The sequence below is a fragment of the Micromonospora sp. NPDC005161 genome, from assembly GCF_053599855.1.
This window is the reverse complement of record NZ_JBSFYQ010000002.1, coordinates 126149-139495: the sequence shown is the minus strand read 5'-3', so window position 1 is coordinate 139495 and position 13347 is coordinate 126149. Positions and strand designations below refer to the sequence as shown.

The 13347-nt window shown below is 73.1% G+C and carries 9 protein-coding genes; 7 read left to right on the top strand and 2 right to left on the bottom strand.

All coding sequences use genetic code 11. From position 1 onward, the window contains the following. From ACWD5O_RS02790 to ACWD5O_RS02775, 4 genes are all read left to right on the top strand, one after another. Positions 1-2892 carry a hypothetical protein gene (locus ACWD5O_RS02790; RefSeq protein ID WP_450084435.1) on the top strand — a complete coding sequence of 964 codons (2892 nt, stop codon included), beginning with the start codon at positions 1-3 and terminating at the stop codon, positions 2890-2892. Positions 2893-2963: 71 nt separating this feature from the next. After that, the gene (locus tag ACWD5O_RS02785) at positions 2964-3563 is read left to right on the top strand and encodes a TetR/AcrR family transcriptional regulator (RefSeq protein ID WP_387324819.1); all 600 of its coding nucleotides are present in this window, start codon (positions 2964-2966) and stop codon (positions 3561-3563) included. 72 nt (positions 3564-3635) lie between these two features. Continuing rightward, positions 3636-4973, top strand: coding sequence for an acetyl-CoA carboxylase biotin carboxylase subunit (locus ACWD5O_RS02780; RefSeq protein ID WP_354966388.1), 1338 nt, complete (start codon positions 3636-3638; stop codon positions 4971-4973). Between the two features lie 218 nt (positions 4974-5191). Next, positions 5192-6103, top strand: coding sequence for a hydroxymethylglutaryl-CoA lyase (locus ACWD5O_RS02775; protein WP_354966568.1), 912 nt, complete (start codon positions 5192-5194; stop codon positions 6101-6103). A 60-nt stretch (positions 6104-6163) separates the two neighbouring features. Here ACWD5O_RS02775 and ACWD5O_RS02770 read toward each other — a convergent pair whose 3' ends face one another. Beyond that, positions 6164-6739, bottom strand: coding sequence for a snapalysin family zinc-dependent metalloprotease (locus tag ACWD5O_RS02770; protein ID WP_354966389.1), 576 nt, complete (start codon positions 6737-6739; stop codon positions 6164-6166). Positions 6740-6927: 188 nt separating this feature from the next. Here ACWD5O_RS02770 and ACWD5O_RS02765 point away from each other — a divergent pair, with 188 nt between their 5' ends. The 3 genes from ACWD5O_RS02765 (at position 6928) to ACWD5O_RS02755 (ending at position 12519) form a co-directional block, all read left to right on the top strand. Next, the gene (locus ACWD5O_RS02765; RefSeq protein ID WP_354966390.1) at positions 6928-8460 is read left to right on the top strand and encodes an acyl-CoA carboxylase subunit beta; all 1533 of its coding nucleotides are present in this window, start codon (positions 6928-6930) and stop codon (positions 8458-8460) included. 76 nt (positions 8461-8536) lie between these two features. Further along, the gene (locus ACWD5O_RS02760; protein ID WP_354966391.1) at positions 8537-9685 is read left to right on the top strand and encodes an acyl-CoA dehydrogenase family protein; all 1149 of its coding nucleotides are present in this window, start codon (positions 8537-8539) and stop codon (positions 9683-9685) included. A 140-nt stretch (positions 9686-9825) separates the two neighbouring features. Next, positions 9826-12519, top strand: a complete 2694-nt coding sequence (locus ACWD5O_RS02755) for an ATP-binding protein (RefSeq protein ID WP_450084434.1) — start codon at positions 9826-9828, stop codon at positions 12517-12519. A 304-nt stretch (positions 12520-12823) separates the two neighbouring features. On the opposite strand, the gene ACWD5O_RS02750 is transcribed toward ACWD5O_RS02755, so the two are convergent. Beyond that, positions 12824-13342 carry a MarR family winged helix-turn-helix transcriptional regulator gene (locus tag ACWD5O_RS02750; protein WP_354966393.1) on the bottom strand — a complete coding sequence of 173 codons (519 nt, stop codon included), beginning with the start codon at positions 13340-13342 and terminating at the stop codon, positions 12824-12826. Positions 13343-13347: the final 5 nt, after the last annotated feature.

Genomic DNA, 13347 nt, shown 5'->3' with positions numbered 1-13347 from the left:
ATGGCCGACGAGGACCTGTGGCGGGTGCTGCGCGGCATCGCCGACATGCCGTACGGGGCGGGGCAGATCGCCGCGCTGGAGCAGTTGCTGCGCCGGGTGGACGCCGCGGACGACCGGCATCTCGCCTTCGTGACCCGGATGCAGGCCACCACCGGGTACGTCTACGGCGGCGAGTCGGCGAAGTCCTTCGTGACGTTCTCCTGGTGCCTGTCCGAGTTCGACCGGGATCCGCAGCCCTACCACCAGCGCCACCTGCACCAACTGCTGTGGCACTTCAAGTACATGGTGTCCGGCCTGCTGAAGTTCCCGGACGTGCCGCTGGACCGCACGTACGGGGTGCTGGACGACATGGAACGGCGCTACCGGGCCGGCGGGCACAGCCTGCAGACCGTCCACAAGCACCGGTTCCGGGTCGCCGACCACGTCGGTGACGGGGAGGCGGCCGCGCACTGGTACCGGCTCTGGCAGACCACCCCGCGCGACGAACTCTCCGACTGCGCCGGCTGTGACCCGACGAGCCAGGTGGGCTACCTCGCCGACACCGGGCGGGACGCCGAGGCGGTGGCGCTGGCCGAGCCGGTGCTCGCCGGTCGGCTCACCTGCAACGAGCAGCCGCAGGCGATCCTCACCGCGCTGCTCCTGCCGTATCTGCGCACCGGGCGGGGTGAGTCGGCGCGGGACGCGCACCGGGAGGCGTACCGCCGGCTGCGCGGCAACCTCGCCGACCTGTGGGACATCGGCGACCACATCGAGTTCTGCACGCTGACCGGCAACGAGGCGCGGGCGGTGGAGCTGGTCGAACGGCACCTGGACTGGCTGGACCGGCCGCCGTCGCCGGCCGCCGCGATGCACTTCGCGGCGACCGCCGCCGCCGCGCTGCGTCAGGCCGGCCGGATCGGCGCGCCGACCGTGTACCGCCGTGCCGCCGAGGGTCGGCCGGCCGGCGAGGTGCCCGCGCTGACGCTCGCCGACGAGCTGGCGGAGACCGCGACCGCGCTGGCCGCCCGCTTCGACGCCCGCAACGGCACCGCACACCAGTCGGAGTGGATAGCCAGTCGGCTCGCCGTGCGAGCGAGCGGTGAGCACCTGCCGCTCTCCGCCAGCGTCCGCCGCCGTCCGGCCCGCCCGTCCGGGGACGAGCCGGGCATCCACCGGGACCGGGGTGCGTCACCGGCCACCTCCGACCGGGCGTGGGCCGGCGACGAGACCACCGTGGCCCTGCCCGCCGACGCCGGCCCGGACGAGCTCCTGACCCTCGCCGAGGAGAGCTGGGGCCGGCACGACCGGGCCACGTTCCGGGCGGCGCTGGCCGCCTGCGACGACCGGTTCGGCACCGACGACCTCGCACCGCGTACGGCCGCGTACCGGCTGGCGCTGCGGGCGGCCGAGCGCGGCGACGAGGACGACATCGCGGGCGCGATCGAGATGAACCGGGCGGCGCTGAGCCGGTACCGGGAGGCGGCCGAGGAGGTGCCCGCCCAGGTGGTGGCCGGGCGGCTCGGCGTGCTGCTGACCCGCTCCGACGACGACGCCGAGGAGGGGCTGGCGCTGGTCCGAGCCGCGGCCGAGGTGTTGGACCGGCTCGGCGACGCGCGACAGCGCGCCGCCGGGCACGATCGGGTGGCGCTGGCGCTGCTGCACCGGGAACGCTGGGCGGAGGCGCTCGCCGCGCTCGACCGGGTGCCCGCCGACGCGGGCGGCGACCGGCATCTGGCGGCCCGGATCGCGCTGCACCGGGCACACCTGCTGGAGCAGTCGGACCGCGTCGACGAGGCCCGCGCGGCCGCCGACGAGGCCCGCCGGATCGGCCGTGAGCTGGGCGTCGGCGAGCTGATCACGGCGGCCTGCCTGACGTACGTCAGGACGGTGGACGATCCGGCCGACGCCGTGGCCGCCTGCGACGAGGCGCTGGCCGTGGCGCCGGCGGCTGCGGAGCTGCCGGTCCGGGTCGCCCGGGCCCGGGCGCTGCTCTCCGCCGGGCGGGCCCCCGACGCGGTGGACGACTTCGTCGAGGCGGTGACGCTCTGCGTGGAGCGGGGCGCCGAGGGGGACGCCTTCCTGCGCTGGGAGCTGGCGAACGCGTACCGGATCGTGGGTCGGCTCGGTGAGGCGGCCGAGGTCGCCGAGGAGGCCGTCCTCGGTCTGGACCGGCTCGGCGCCCAGGCGGAGGCGGACCGCTGTCGGCACCTGCTGGCCGGTGTCTACGCCGGGCTCGGCGAGATCGACCCGGCGCTGGCACTGCTGGAGCGGTTGGCCGACAACCTGGACGGCCCGGACAACCTCCCGCACCGCGCGCAGGTGCTGGAGGAGGCCGGCGGGATCCTCTACGACGCCGACCGGGACGCGGTGGCCGCCGAGCGGTTCGCGGCTGCCGCCACGGCGTACCGGCTCGCCGACCTGCCGCTCGACGAGCTGCGGGCCCGCCGGCGGGAGGCGTACGCCTGGTTCTGGTCCGATGACCGGCCGTCGGCGGTACGCGCCATCGAGCTGGTGGACGGCTTGGCGGCGACGCTGGCCGGGCAGCCGGAGCAGTCGCCGCCGGTGACGTACGAGCTGGCGATGGCCGCCGAGGCCGGTGCGCGGGTGCTGACCGGGGAGGATCGGCCGGACGAGGCGCTGGGCCGGCTGGTCGGGGTGCCTGACCGGTTGCGGTCGATCGAGGCGTTCGGCGAGGCCGCGCAGGTGGAGATCCTCATCGGTGAGCTGCTGCTGCGCCTGGACCGTCCGGCCGAGGCGGAGCCGCTGCTGCGCCGGGTGCTCGGTGGCCTTCCGGCGGACTCGCGGCCGGTGCGCCAGACCGCCTGGCTGCTGGCCCGCGCGCTGGACCTGCTGGACCGGCCGGAGGAGGCCGCGGCGCTGCGGGAGGAGCACGACCTCGACCCGGACGACTGACCCGACCGACGGTGCGGCCTGCGCAACTGACCGGTAACCATCGCGCGCGGCTCGCGGTCTACGCTTGCCCCGTGACGGTGGAGCAGCGGGCACGGGGCGCGGCGGGTGCGGGCCGGCGCCGGTCCCGCAAGGACGAGATCCTGGAGATCGCGGTCGGTCTGTTCGCCGCCCGGGGCTACCACGGGGTGTCGATGGACGACATCGGCGCGGCCGCCGGGGTCACGGGTCCGGCGCTCTACCACCACTTCGCCGGCAAGGAGGCGATGCTCGCCGCCGCGCTGATCCCGGTCAGTGAGGGGCTGCTGGCCGGCGGGCGGGAACGCTCCGCCGGGCACCCGGACGACCCGCGCGGCGTACTGGAGTCGCTGATCGACTTCCACGTCGAGTTCGCGCTGGCCAACCCGGCGGTGATCGCGCTGCACCTGCACGAGCTGGACCGCCTGCCGGACGAGCCGCGGCGGCGGATCCGCCGGCTGCAACGGCTCTACGTCGAGGAGTGGGTGACGGTGCTCACCGCGCTGCACCCGGGCATGCCCGACGGCGAGGCGCGGGTGCTGGCGCACGCCGCGTTCGGCCTGATGAACTCGACTCCGTTCCTCGGTGGCGAGGTGGACCGCCGACGCCGCGCCGAGCTGCTGCGCGACGCCGCCCTGGCCGCGCTGCTCGCCTGAGCCGACTCGTCACCGGCGTACCGGGCATGGTTTCCTGACAACCGTCCCAACATCCGGACGCCGGGAGGAAACATGATCGAGTCACTGCTGGTCGCCAATCGGGGCGAGATCGCCCGCCGGATCATCCGTACCGCCAAGCGGCTCGGCATCCGCGCGATCGCGGTGTACTCGGAGGCCGACGCCCATCTGCCGTTCGTCGCCGAGGCGGACGAGGCGGTCCTCATCGGCCCGCCGAACCCGGCGCAGAGCTACCGCAACACCGAGGCGATCCTCGCCGCCGCGAAGTCGACCGGAGCGCAGGCCATCCACCCCGGGTACGGCTTCCTGTCGGAGAACGCCGAGTTCGCCCGTACCGTCGAGTCGAGCGGCCTGATCTGGGTCGGCCCCGGCGCGGACGCGATCACCGCGATGGGCGACAAGATCAACGCCCGGAACCTGATGGCGGCGGCCGGCGTTCCGGTCGCGCCCGGCACCACCGACCCGGCCGCCGACCTGGACAGGGCGGTGACGGCCGCCGCCGGGATCGGTTACCCGGTGATGGTCAAGGCCGCCGCCGGTGGCGGCGGCATGGGTATGGGCGTGGCCGTCGACGAGGCCGCGCTGCGCACCGAGTACGACAAGGTGCGCGCGTTCGCCGAGCGGATGTTCGGCGACGGCTCGGTGCTGATCGAGAGGTACTTCCCCCGGGTGCGCCATGTCGAGGTGCAGATCCTCGGCCTGGCCGACGGCCGGGTGGTGGCGCTGGGCGAGCGGGAGTGCTCGGTGCAGCGGCGTAACCAGAAGCTGGTCGAGGAGTCGCCGTCCCCGGCGGTCTCGCCGGAGCTGCGCGAGCGTTTCCTGGCCGCCGCGGTACGCGCCGGTGAGGCGGTGAACTATCGCAACGCGGGCACGGTGGAGTGCCTGCTCGATCCATCTACGAACGAGTTCTTCTTTCTGGAGATGAACACGCGGCTCCAGGTGGAGCACCCGGTGACCGAGTACGTCTACGGCGTCGACCTGGTCGAGGAGCAGCTGCGGGTGGCGTCTGGGCTGGCGCCGACCTTCGATCCGGACGCGCTGGCACCGAGCGGGCACGCCATCGAGATGCGGATCAACGCCGAGGACCCGAAGCGCTTCCTGCCCGGCCCGGGCGTGGTCAGGACCTGGGTGGAACCGACCGGCGACGGGGTCCGGGTGGATTCCGGCTACACCGAGGGCAACACCGTCACCCCGTTCTACGACAGCTTGATGGCCAAGCTGATCATCAGTGGCGCCACCCGCGGCGAGGTGATCGAGCGGGCCCGGACGGCGGTCGCCGCCTTCCAGATCGAGGGCCCGAAGAACAACCTGCCCTTCTTCGCCGAGCTCCTGGAGAACGAGGAGTTCCTCTCCGGCGCCTACGACACCGGCATCGTCTCCCGCATGCGCTGATCCGCCGGGCTGCCAGTGTGGCCGGGCCTGCCAGTGCCGCCGTCCCGGCGACCCGGCGGCACTGGCAGCCGAGCCCTTTGCTCTGCTTACCTGGAGGCGACAGCGGTCGTCCGGATACCGGACAGTCGCCGTTGCGTCCGTTGAAGCAGTGCAAAGGGCGCGGTGCAGCCGACAACCCGCCCCGATCCGACGTCACAGCGAGGTGACCGATGAGCCAGTTGCCAGATTCCGTGTCGATCCGCGAGGTCGGGCCGCGAGACGGGCTGCAGAACGAGGACCCGATCCCGACCGACGCCAAGGTGCGGCTGCTCGACGCGCTCTCCGGCAGCGGCGTACGCCGGATCGAGGCGGTGTCGTTCGTGCACCCGAAGGCGATCCCACAGATGGCCGACGCCGACGAGGTGTGGCGGCGGGCGGTCCGGGCCGACGGGGTGCGCTACTCGGCCCTGGTGCCGAACACGCGGGGCGCCCAGCGGGCCCTCGCCGCCGGGTTCACCGAGATCGAGGTGGTGGTCTCGGCCAGCGACACGCACAACCGGCGCAACGTCAACCGTTCAACGGACGAGTCGCTGGACGACATCGCCGAGCTGATCGACCTGCTGCACGGCGCCTCCGCGCGGGTCGAGGTGATCGTGGCGACCAGCTTCGGCTGCCCGTACGAGGGGGACATCGACCCGCAGCGGGTGGCCGGCATCGTGGATCGGGTGGTCCGGGACGGCGCGGACCGGGTCGCGTTCGGCGACACCACCGGCATGGGCACTCCGCGCCGGGTCCGCGAGCTGCTGACCGCGGTACGCGACCGCAACGCGCACGTGCCGGTGCTGCTGCACTTCCACAACACCCGGGGTACGGCGCTGGCCAACCTGTTGACCGCGCTGGAGTTGGGGGTGACCGAGTTCGACGCCAGCGTCGGCGGCCTGGGCGGCTGCCCGTACGCGCCGGGGGCCAGCGGCAACCTGGCCACCGAGGAGGCCGTGCACATGCTGCACGACATGGGCATCGACACCGGCATCGACCTGGCCGCCCTGATCGAGGCGGCCGAGCTGGCCGAGCACCTGCTCGGCAAGAAGCTGCCCTCCGGGGTGCTGCGCGCCGGCCCCCGCACCCGACTGACGCCGATGCCGAGCTGACCGCTCACAAACGCGGGGAGGGGCCGGCACGATGCCGGCCCCTCCGACGTACCCGGTCGATCAGCCCACCGAGGTGAGCATGCTCGGCCAGCTGTCGCGGAAGATGTCCGCTCCGGCGCGGTCCGCGCTGCGCTCGGTGGCGGCGAAGGTGCCGGCGAAGAGGTTGCTCACCCGGTTCGCCTCGGTCGTGCTCGGGTACGGGTTGGTGCAGCTGGTGCCGGCGCTGCCGCCGGACATCAGCAGCGAGCAGTTCCCGTTGTAGTTGTCCGGCAGGCCGAGGATGTGCCCGATCTCGTGGGTCATGATCCGCAGCACGCTGTACTGGGCGGCCTGCTGGGTGTCGATGTAGACCCGGCCATTGCCGAGGCTGGTCCGGACGGCGTACGAGCCGCCGCCGGTGATCCGGTAGATCCGCAGGTTGGAGCCGCAGTTCGCGGAGAGCGTCAGGTTCGACGTGGCGTTGTTCCAGATCGAGGCGGCCTGGTTGGCGGTGCCGGCGTAGCTTCCCGCCTGGCTGGTGTTGTAGCAGATGGTCATGGCGGCGGACGCGGGCGACGGGTTGGCGACCGTGACGCCGAGGGTGGCGAGCGCCGTCGCGACGAACGCGACCGCGAGCCGATTGAGTCGTGAGGTCATCGCTGACTCCAATCCGGGAGGAGGGGGTGTCAGGAGCCTAGCGACATAGATTAATAGATTTCAATGTTTGGTTTGAATCCGCAGCCTCCGGGCACCACCCGGCTGCCCGGTCCGCCCATGGGTCGCCGGGCGTCGCGCGAATGCGATAGCCTAACGATCGTTCAGGTCAGTACGGCGAGGGAGTCAGCGTGACGCTCGACGGTGAGGCGCTGGAGCAGCTGCGCAAGCGGGCCCGGTCCGGCGGCGCGGACAAGTACCACGCGGCGAACGCGGCCAAGGGCAAACTCTTCGCCCGGGAGCGGGTCGCGCTCCTGGTCGACGAGGGCTCGTTCGTCGAGGACGGCCTCTACGCCAATGCGCTGGCCGAAGGGCTGCCCGCCGACGGCGTGGTCACCGGCACCGCCACCATCGACGGCCGGCAGGTCTGCCTGATGGCCAACGACTCCACCGTCAAGGCCGGCAGTTGGGGCGCCCGCACCGTCGAGAAGATCATCCGGATCATCGAGCGGGCGTACGGCGCCGGCGTGCCGATGGTCTACCTGGTCGACTCGGCCGGCGCCCGGATCACCGACCAGGTCGACCTCTTCCCCGGCCGGCGCGGCGCCGGCAAGATCTTCTGGAACCAGGTGCGCGCCTCGGGCTCGATCCCGCAGGTGTGCGCGCTGTTCGGCCCCAGCGCCGCAGGTGGGGCGTACATTCCGGCGTTCTGCGACGTGGTCGCCATGGTCGACGGCAACGCCAGCATGTACCTCGGCTCCGACCGGATGGTCGAGATGGTCACCGGCGAGAAGACCACGCTGGAGGCCATGGGCGGTGCCAAGGTGCACACCGCCGAGTCCGGCGTCGGGCACTTCCTCTGCAAGACCGAGGCCGACGCGCTCGACGTGGTGAAGACCTACCTGTCGTACCTGCCGGCCAACTGGACCCAGGCGCCGCCGGCCGCCGAGGCCGTCGCCGCGCCCGCCAAGGCCGACCTGGCCGCGCTGGTGCCGGCCAGCGAGCGGCAGGCGTTCGACATGCGGCGGTACGTCAAGGGCCTGCTCGACGAGGGGTCCTTCTTCGAGATCCAGGCGCTCTGGGCCAAGGAGCTGACCATCGGCTTCGGTCGCCTCAACGGCGAGGTCGTCGGCGTGCTCGGCAACAACTCGATGTTCAAGGGCGGCGTGCTCTTCGTCGACTCGGCCGACAAGGCGACCCGGTTCGTACAGCTCTGCGACGCGTTCAACGTGCCGCTGCTCTTCCTCAGCGACGTGCCCGGCTTCATGGTTGGCAGCGCGGTGGAGAAGCAGGGCATCATCCGGCATGGCGCGAAGATGATCACCGCCATCTCCGAGGCGACCGTGCCGAAGATCTGCGTGGTGGTCCGCAAGGCGTACGGCGCCGGCCTCTACGCGATGGCCGGCCCCGGGTTCGAGCCGGACGCCACCATCGCGCTGCCCAGCGCGAAGATCGCGGTGATGGGGGCCGAGGCGGCGGTGAACGCGGTCTACGCCAACAAGATCGCCGCCATCCCGGACGAGGACGAGCGGGCCGCCTTCGTCGCCGCCAAGCGGGCCGAGTACGAGCAGGACATCGACGTCGTCCGGCTCGCCAGCGAGCTGGTGGTGGACGCCATCGTCGAGCCGCACGAGTTGCGTACCGAGCTGGTCCGCCGGTTCGCCGCGGCGCGTACCAAGGATCGGCACTTCTCCCGGCGCCGGCACGGCGTCACCCCGGTCTGACCCTCGACCGGACCAGCACCGCGAACCGTCCCGGCGTCACGAGCGTCCGGCGGCCCCGTCCACACAGGAGGATGAGATGGATTTCCGGCTCACCGACGAACAAACGGCGCTGCGGGAGAGCGTGCGGGACTTCGCGCGCGAGGTGGTCGCTCCGGTCATCGCCGAGCACTACGAGCAGCACACCTTCCCGTACGAGGTGATCCGGCAGATGGGCAAGATGGGCCTGTTCGGCCTGCCCTTCGGTGAGGAGCACGGCGGCATGGGTGGCGATTACTTCGCGCTCTGCCTGGCCCTGGAGGAGCTGGCCCGGGTCGACTCCAGCGTGGCGATCACGCTCGAGGCGGCGGTCTCGCTCGGCGCCATGCCGATCTACCGGTTCGGCACCGACGAGCAGCGCGCGACCTGGCTGCCGAAGCTGCTCAGCGGCGAGGCGCTGGCCGGTTTCGGGCTCACCGAGCCGGGCACCGGCTCGGACGCCGCCGGCACCCAGACGCGGGCGGTGCTGGACGGTGACGAGTGGGTGATCAACGGCTCGAAGGCGTTCATCACCAACTCGGGCACCGACATCACCGCCCTCGTCACCGTCACCGCGGTGACCGGTACGAACCCGGACGGCTCGAAGGAGTTGTCGACCATCATCGTGCCCAACGGCACGCCGGGGTTCACCGTGGCGCCGGGCTACTCCAAGGTGGGCTGGACCGCGTCGGACACGCACGAGCTGACCTTCGACGACTGCCGGGTGCCGGCGGCGAACCTGCTCGGCGAACGGGGGCGCGGCTTCGCCCAGTTCCTTCAGATCCTCGACGAGGGCCGGATCGCCATCGCCGCACTGGCCGTCGGTCTCGCACAGGGCTGCGTCGACGAGTCGATCAAGTATGCGAAGGAGCGCCACGCCTTCGGCCGGCCGATCGGTGCCAACCAGGCGATCCAGTTCAAGATCGCCGACATGGAACTGAAGGCGCACACCGCCCGGCTGGCCTACTACGACGCCGCCGCGCGGATGCTGGCCGGTGAGCCGTTCAAGCGCCAGGCCGCCATCGCCAAGTTGCACGCCAGCACCATCGCGGTGGACAACGCCCGGGAGGCCACCCAGATCCACGGTGGCTACGGCTTCATGAACGAGTCCCCGGTGGCCCGGTTCTGGCGGGACTCCAAAATCCTGGAGATCGGCGAGGGCACCAGCGAGGTGCAGCGCATGATCATCGCGCGCGATCTGGGCCTCTGAGCGGAGCTGGATTCGCCGGCGGCCGGTCGACCGCCGCCTCCGGCAGGGCCGTGCGGTCGCTGTCGGATATCGGCGAGTGGGCGTCGGCAGCCCGACGCTCGACTGCCGATGGTCGGAGTCGATCCGTACTCTTCGTGCCCATGACTCCGGATCATGACCGGTCGCGGAGCCCGGCCGGTCGTAGCGGGCTGGCGGAGCTGCTCCGCGGGCACCGGCGTGCCGCCGGCCTGACCCAGGCGGAGCTGGCCAACCGGGCCGGCGTGGGCGTGCGGACGGTGCGTGACCTGGAGCGCGGGCGATCGGTTCGGCCGCAGCGCACCACCGTCGAGCTGCTCGCCGGAGCTATGGAGCTGACCGGGGCCGCCCGGGCGGCGTTCCTGGCCGCGGCCCGCGGTCAGGCCGGCGGTGAGCCGCCCCGACCGGACGTCACCCTGGCGGCACTCGCGGTCACCGGCCCCGCCACGTCGGCAGCCGACCCGATCGGGTCCGCCCCGCCGGTCGCCCTCCCACCGCCGGTCGCGCTGATCGGCCGGGACCGCGACGTCACCGAGCTGGCGTCGATGCTGACCGCGGAGCACGGTCCCCGGCTGGTGAGCCTGGTCGGGCTGGCCGGAGTCGGCAAGACCGCACTGGCGTTGTCCGTCGCGCACGACGCTGCCGACGCCCACCCGGGCGGCGTCGCCGGGGTGCTGATCGGCGAGGGCTCGGACGGGCCGGACGTGCTCGCCGCCTCGATGGCCGTACTCGGTGCGGCCCGGCTGCCGGAGCTCACCGCCCGGCTCGCCGACCGTCCGGCGTTGCTGGTGATGGACGCGGTGGAGCGCGCACCCGGTCCGGTGGCCGAGACACTGCACCGGCTGACCGGCGTGCTGCCCTCGCTGCGGGTGCTGGTCACCGGGCGGCATCCGGTCGGGCTGCCCGGCGAGCGGGTCTGGCCGGTCGCGCCGCTCGACGTGCCGCCGCCGGACGCCGAGCGGTCCGGACCGGCCACGCTCGGGTCGTGGCCGGCGGTCGCACTGTTCACCGCCCGGCTCGCCCAGATCCGTCGGGAGCCGCCCACCGCCGACGAGCTGCCCGCGCTGGCCGCGCTGGTCCGCCGGCTGGGTGGGCTGCCGCTGGCCATCGAGCTGATGGCCGCCCGGGGCCGGCTCCTCGACCTCACCGAGCTGCTCGACCGGTACGGCGACCGGGTGCTCGACCTGGCGACGCCTGCCGACCCGGCGGTCCATCCCGGTTGGGACGGACCGGATGCGGCCGCCCGCCCGGCGAACAGCGCCGATGCCGCCCCGGCCGTGGCGGCGGTCACCCTGCGGGACGCGGTAGCGACCAGCTATCGGTTGCTCGCGCCGGATGAGCGGGACGCGCTGCGGCGGCTCGCCATGTTCGGCAACCGGTGGTCGGTGGAGCTGGCCGAGGAGATGCTCGCCGACGAGGCCGACCAGGACGGCACGGTGGCGATCGACCCGGTCCCGGTGCTGGACCGGCTCGTCGAACTGGGCCTGCTGAGCGTGCGCGGCACCGGGCCGTTCCGGTTCCGGCTGCTCGACGCGGTCCGCGACTTCGCTCTCGAACAGGCGGCCGGCGGTGGCGAGCTGACCTGCGTCCGGCGTCGGCACGCGGAGGTGATCGCCCGCCTGGTGGCGGGGACCGCCACCGACCTCGCTGGCCCCCGGTTGCCCGATGCGGTGCACCGGCTGGACCAGGTGAGCAGCGACATCAGCTCCGCGCTGGCCCACGCGGCCACCGACGATCCGATGACCGCGCTTCGCCTGGCGGCCTGCCTGACGCGCTGGTGGCGGTTTCGGGGGCGCGACGTCGCCGGCCGGCAGTGGCTGCGCCGGTTGCTGGCCGACCCGCGAACCGCACAAGCTGATCCCGTCCTGCGTGGCTGGGCCAGCCTCGGGGTGGCCCGGCTCGCCGTCGAGCACGGTGCGGGTCCCGACGAACTGCCGACGGCGCGGGCCGCGCTGGACATGTTCCGGCAGGCCCGCGACGTTACCGGGGAACTGGAGGCGCGGACCGTGCTCGGCGCGCTGCTGATCACCGTCGGTGGGCACGACGAGGCCCGCGAGCAGGCCGAGGCGGTGCTCCGGCTGGCGGCCCGCGACGGTCGGACCCGGCACCTCGCGGTGGCCCAGAACAGCCTCGCCTGGCACGACATCCGGGTCGGTGACCTGGCTGCGGCGCGCCGGCGACTGGCCGCCGTCGACCGGCTCGCCGCCGAGGGCGGTGAGCAGCGGCTGCGGGTGCTGGCCTGGGCCAACCGCGCCGAGGTCGCCCGTCTGGAGGGCCGGTACGCCGACGCCGTCGACCAGGGCCGACGCGCCGTGGCGGCGTTGTCCGAGCTGGGTGATCCGGGGCATCGGCGCCGGGTGCTCGGCACGGTCGGGTTGGCGCTCGCCCAGGACGGTCGCGGTGCGGAGGCGAACGAGGTGCTCACCGAGCTGCGGGCGGGGATCGGCGAGGTCGCGGTGGCCGTACCGGTGCGATCGTGGGTGGAGCGGGCCGGGCTGCCACGACCGCGCGCGGACGACGCGGTGCTGTCCCGGAGTGGGCCGGAGGCGGGGACCTGCGCGTTGATCGAGGGGAACCTGGCGCTGCACGGGGGTGACCGGGAGCTGGCCGCCGAGTGGTTCGCCGCTGCCGCCGAGGCCGCTCAGGATCGGCGGGACGTGGTGGAGGCGCTGGTGGGGTTGGCTGCGAGCACCGCGGACCCGGCGGTCCTGGACCGGCTCGACCAGGTCTGTCAGGAGAGTGGCATCCGGCTGTTGCCGCAGGAGTCGGGACTGCTCTACGCGCTGATGGCCGCCCGGGGCGGGCGGGCCGTGGGGTAGTCGCGGCGGGCCGGCCACCGGGTCGTCGTGGGGCGGCATGATCGCGGACGGTCGGGCGGGAGTGGCGCGGACGAAAAGCCCCCTTGGTGCTACCCCTCGCTGTTCGCCCGCGCCGTCACCCCCCGGTGAATCCCCGGTGCACGAAGCCTGCCACCGAGATCGGGGCGGAAAGTCTGTTCCGAGCGGTAGGTCCGGTTGCCAAGGTCAGTTCTGCCGGTCTTTCTGCCGGTGGCGCGACACGTGCTCAGGCCGGTCCGTACGCCGACCGCTTGCCGTGCCCGCAGGGACGGGCGGTCGCCGGCGGTCAGGGTCGGGCAGCTCCGTCGGCGGCGGCGATCTCCTGCTCGGGGGCGGTGTCGGTGCTGCCGGCGGTGGCGCACGGGTGAACGGCGTCGCGCACCCGGCGCAGGCCGTCGAGCAGTGCGGCCAGGGCCTCGGGGTCCAGTTGGCCGGTGAACCACTGCTCGATGATGCGGAGATGCCCGGGCAGGGTCTCGTCCAGCCGCTGCATGCCGGCGGCGGTAACGACGGCGAACGAACTGCGGCGGTCGGACGGGCAGGCGCGGCGGGTGAGCAGCCCGTCGCGTTCCATCCGGTCCACCACACGGGTCACCCCGCTGGTGGACAGGGAGGTCTGGGCGGCGAGATCCGTCATCCGCAGCTGGTTGCCCGGCGAGCGGGCCAGTCGGGTGAGCACCTCGAACTCGACCACTGAGAGGCCCTGCTCGTCGAGTTGGGCGGCGAACCGGGCCGAGAGCCCGGCGTGCACCTCGTAGAGCAGGCCGACGGCGGTGATCCGGGGATCCTCGAACACGTTGGTCACTCGTT

Coding starts and splice junctions, on each gene's coding strand:
- ACWD5O_RS02790 (WP_450084435.1), top strand. CDS start 1: ATGGCCGACGAGGACCTGTGGCGGGTGCTGCGCGGCATCGCCGACATG.
- ACWD5O_RS02780 (WP_354966388.1), top strand. CDS start 3,636: ATGATCGAGTCACTGCTGGTCGCCAATCGGGGCGAGATCGCCCGCCGG.
- ACWD5O_RS02770 (WP_354966389.1), bottom strand. CDS start 6,739: ATGACCTCACGACTCAATCGGCTCGCGGTCGCGTTCGTCGCGACGGCG.
- ACWD5O_RS02760 (WP_354966391.1), top strand. CDS start 8,537: ATGGATTTCCGGCTCACCGACGAACAAACGGCGCTGCGGGAGAGCGTG.
- ACWD5O_RS02755 (WP_450084434.1), top strand. CDS start 9,826: ATGACTCCGGATCATGACCGGTCGCGGAGCCCGGCCGGTCGTAGCGGG.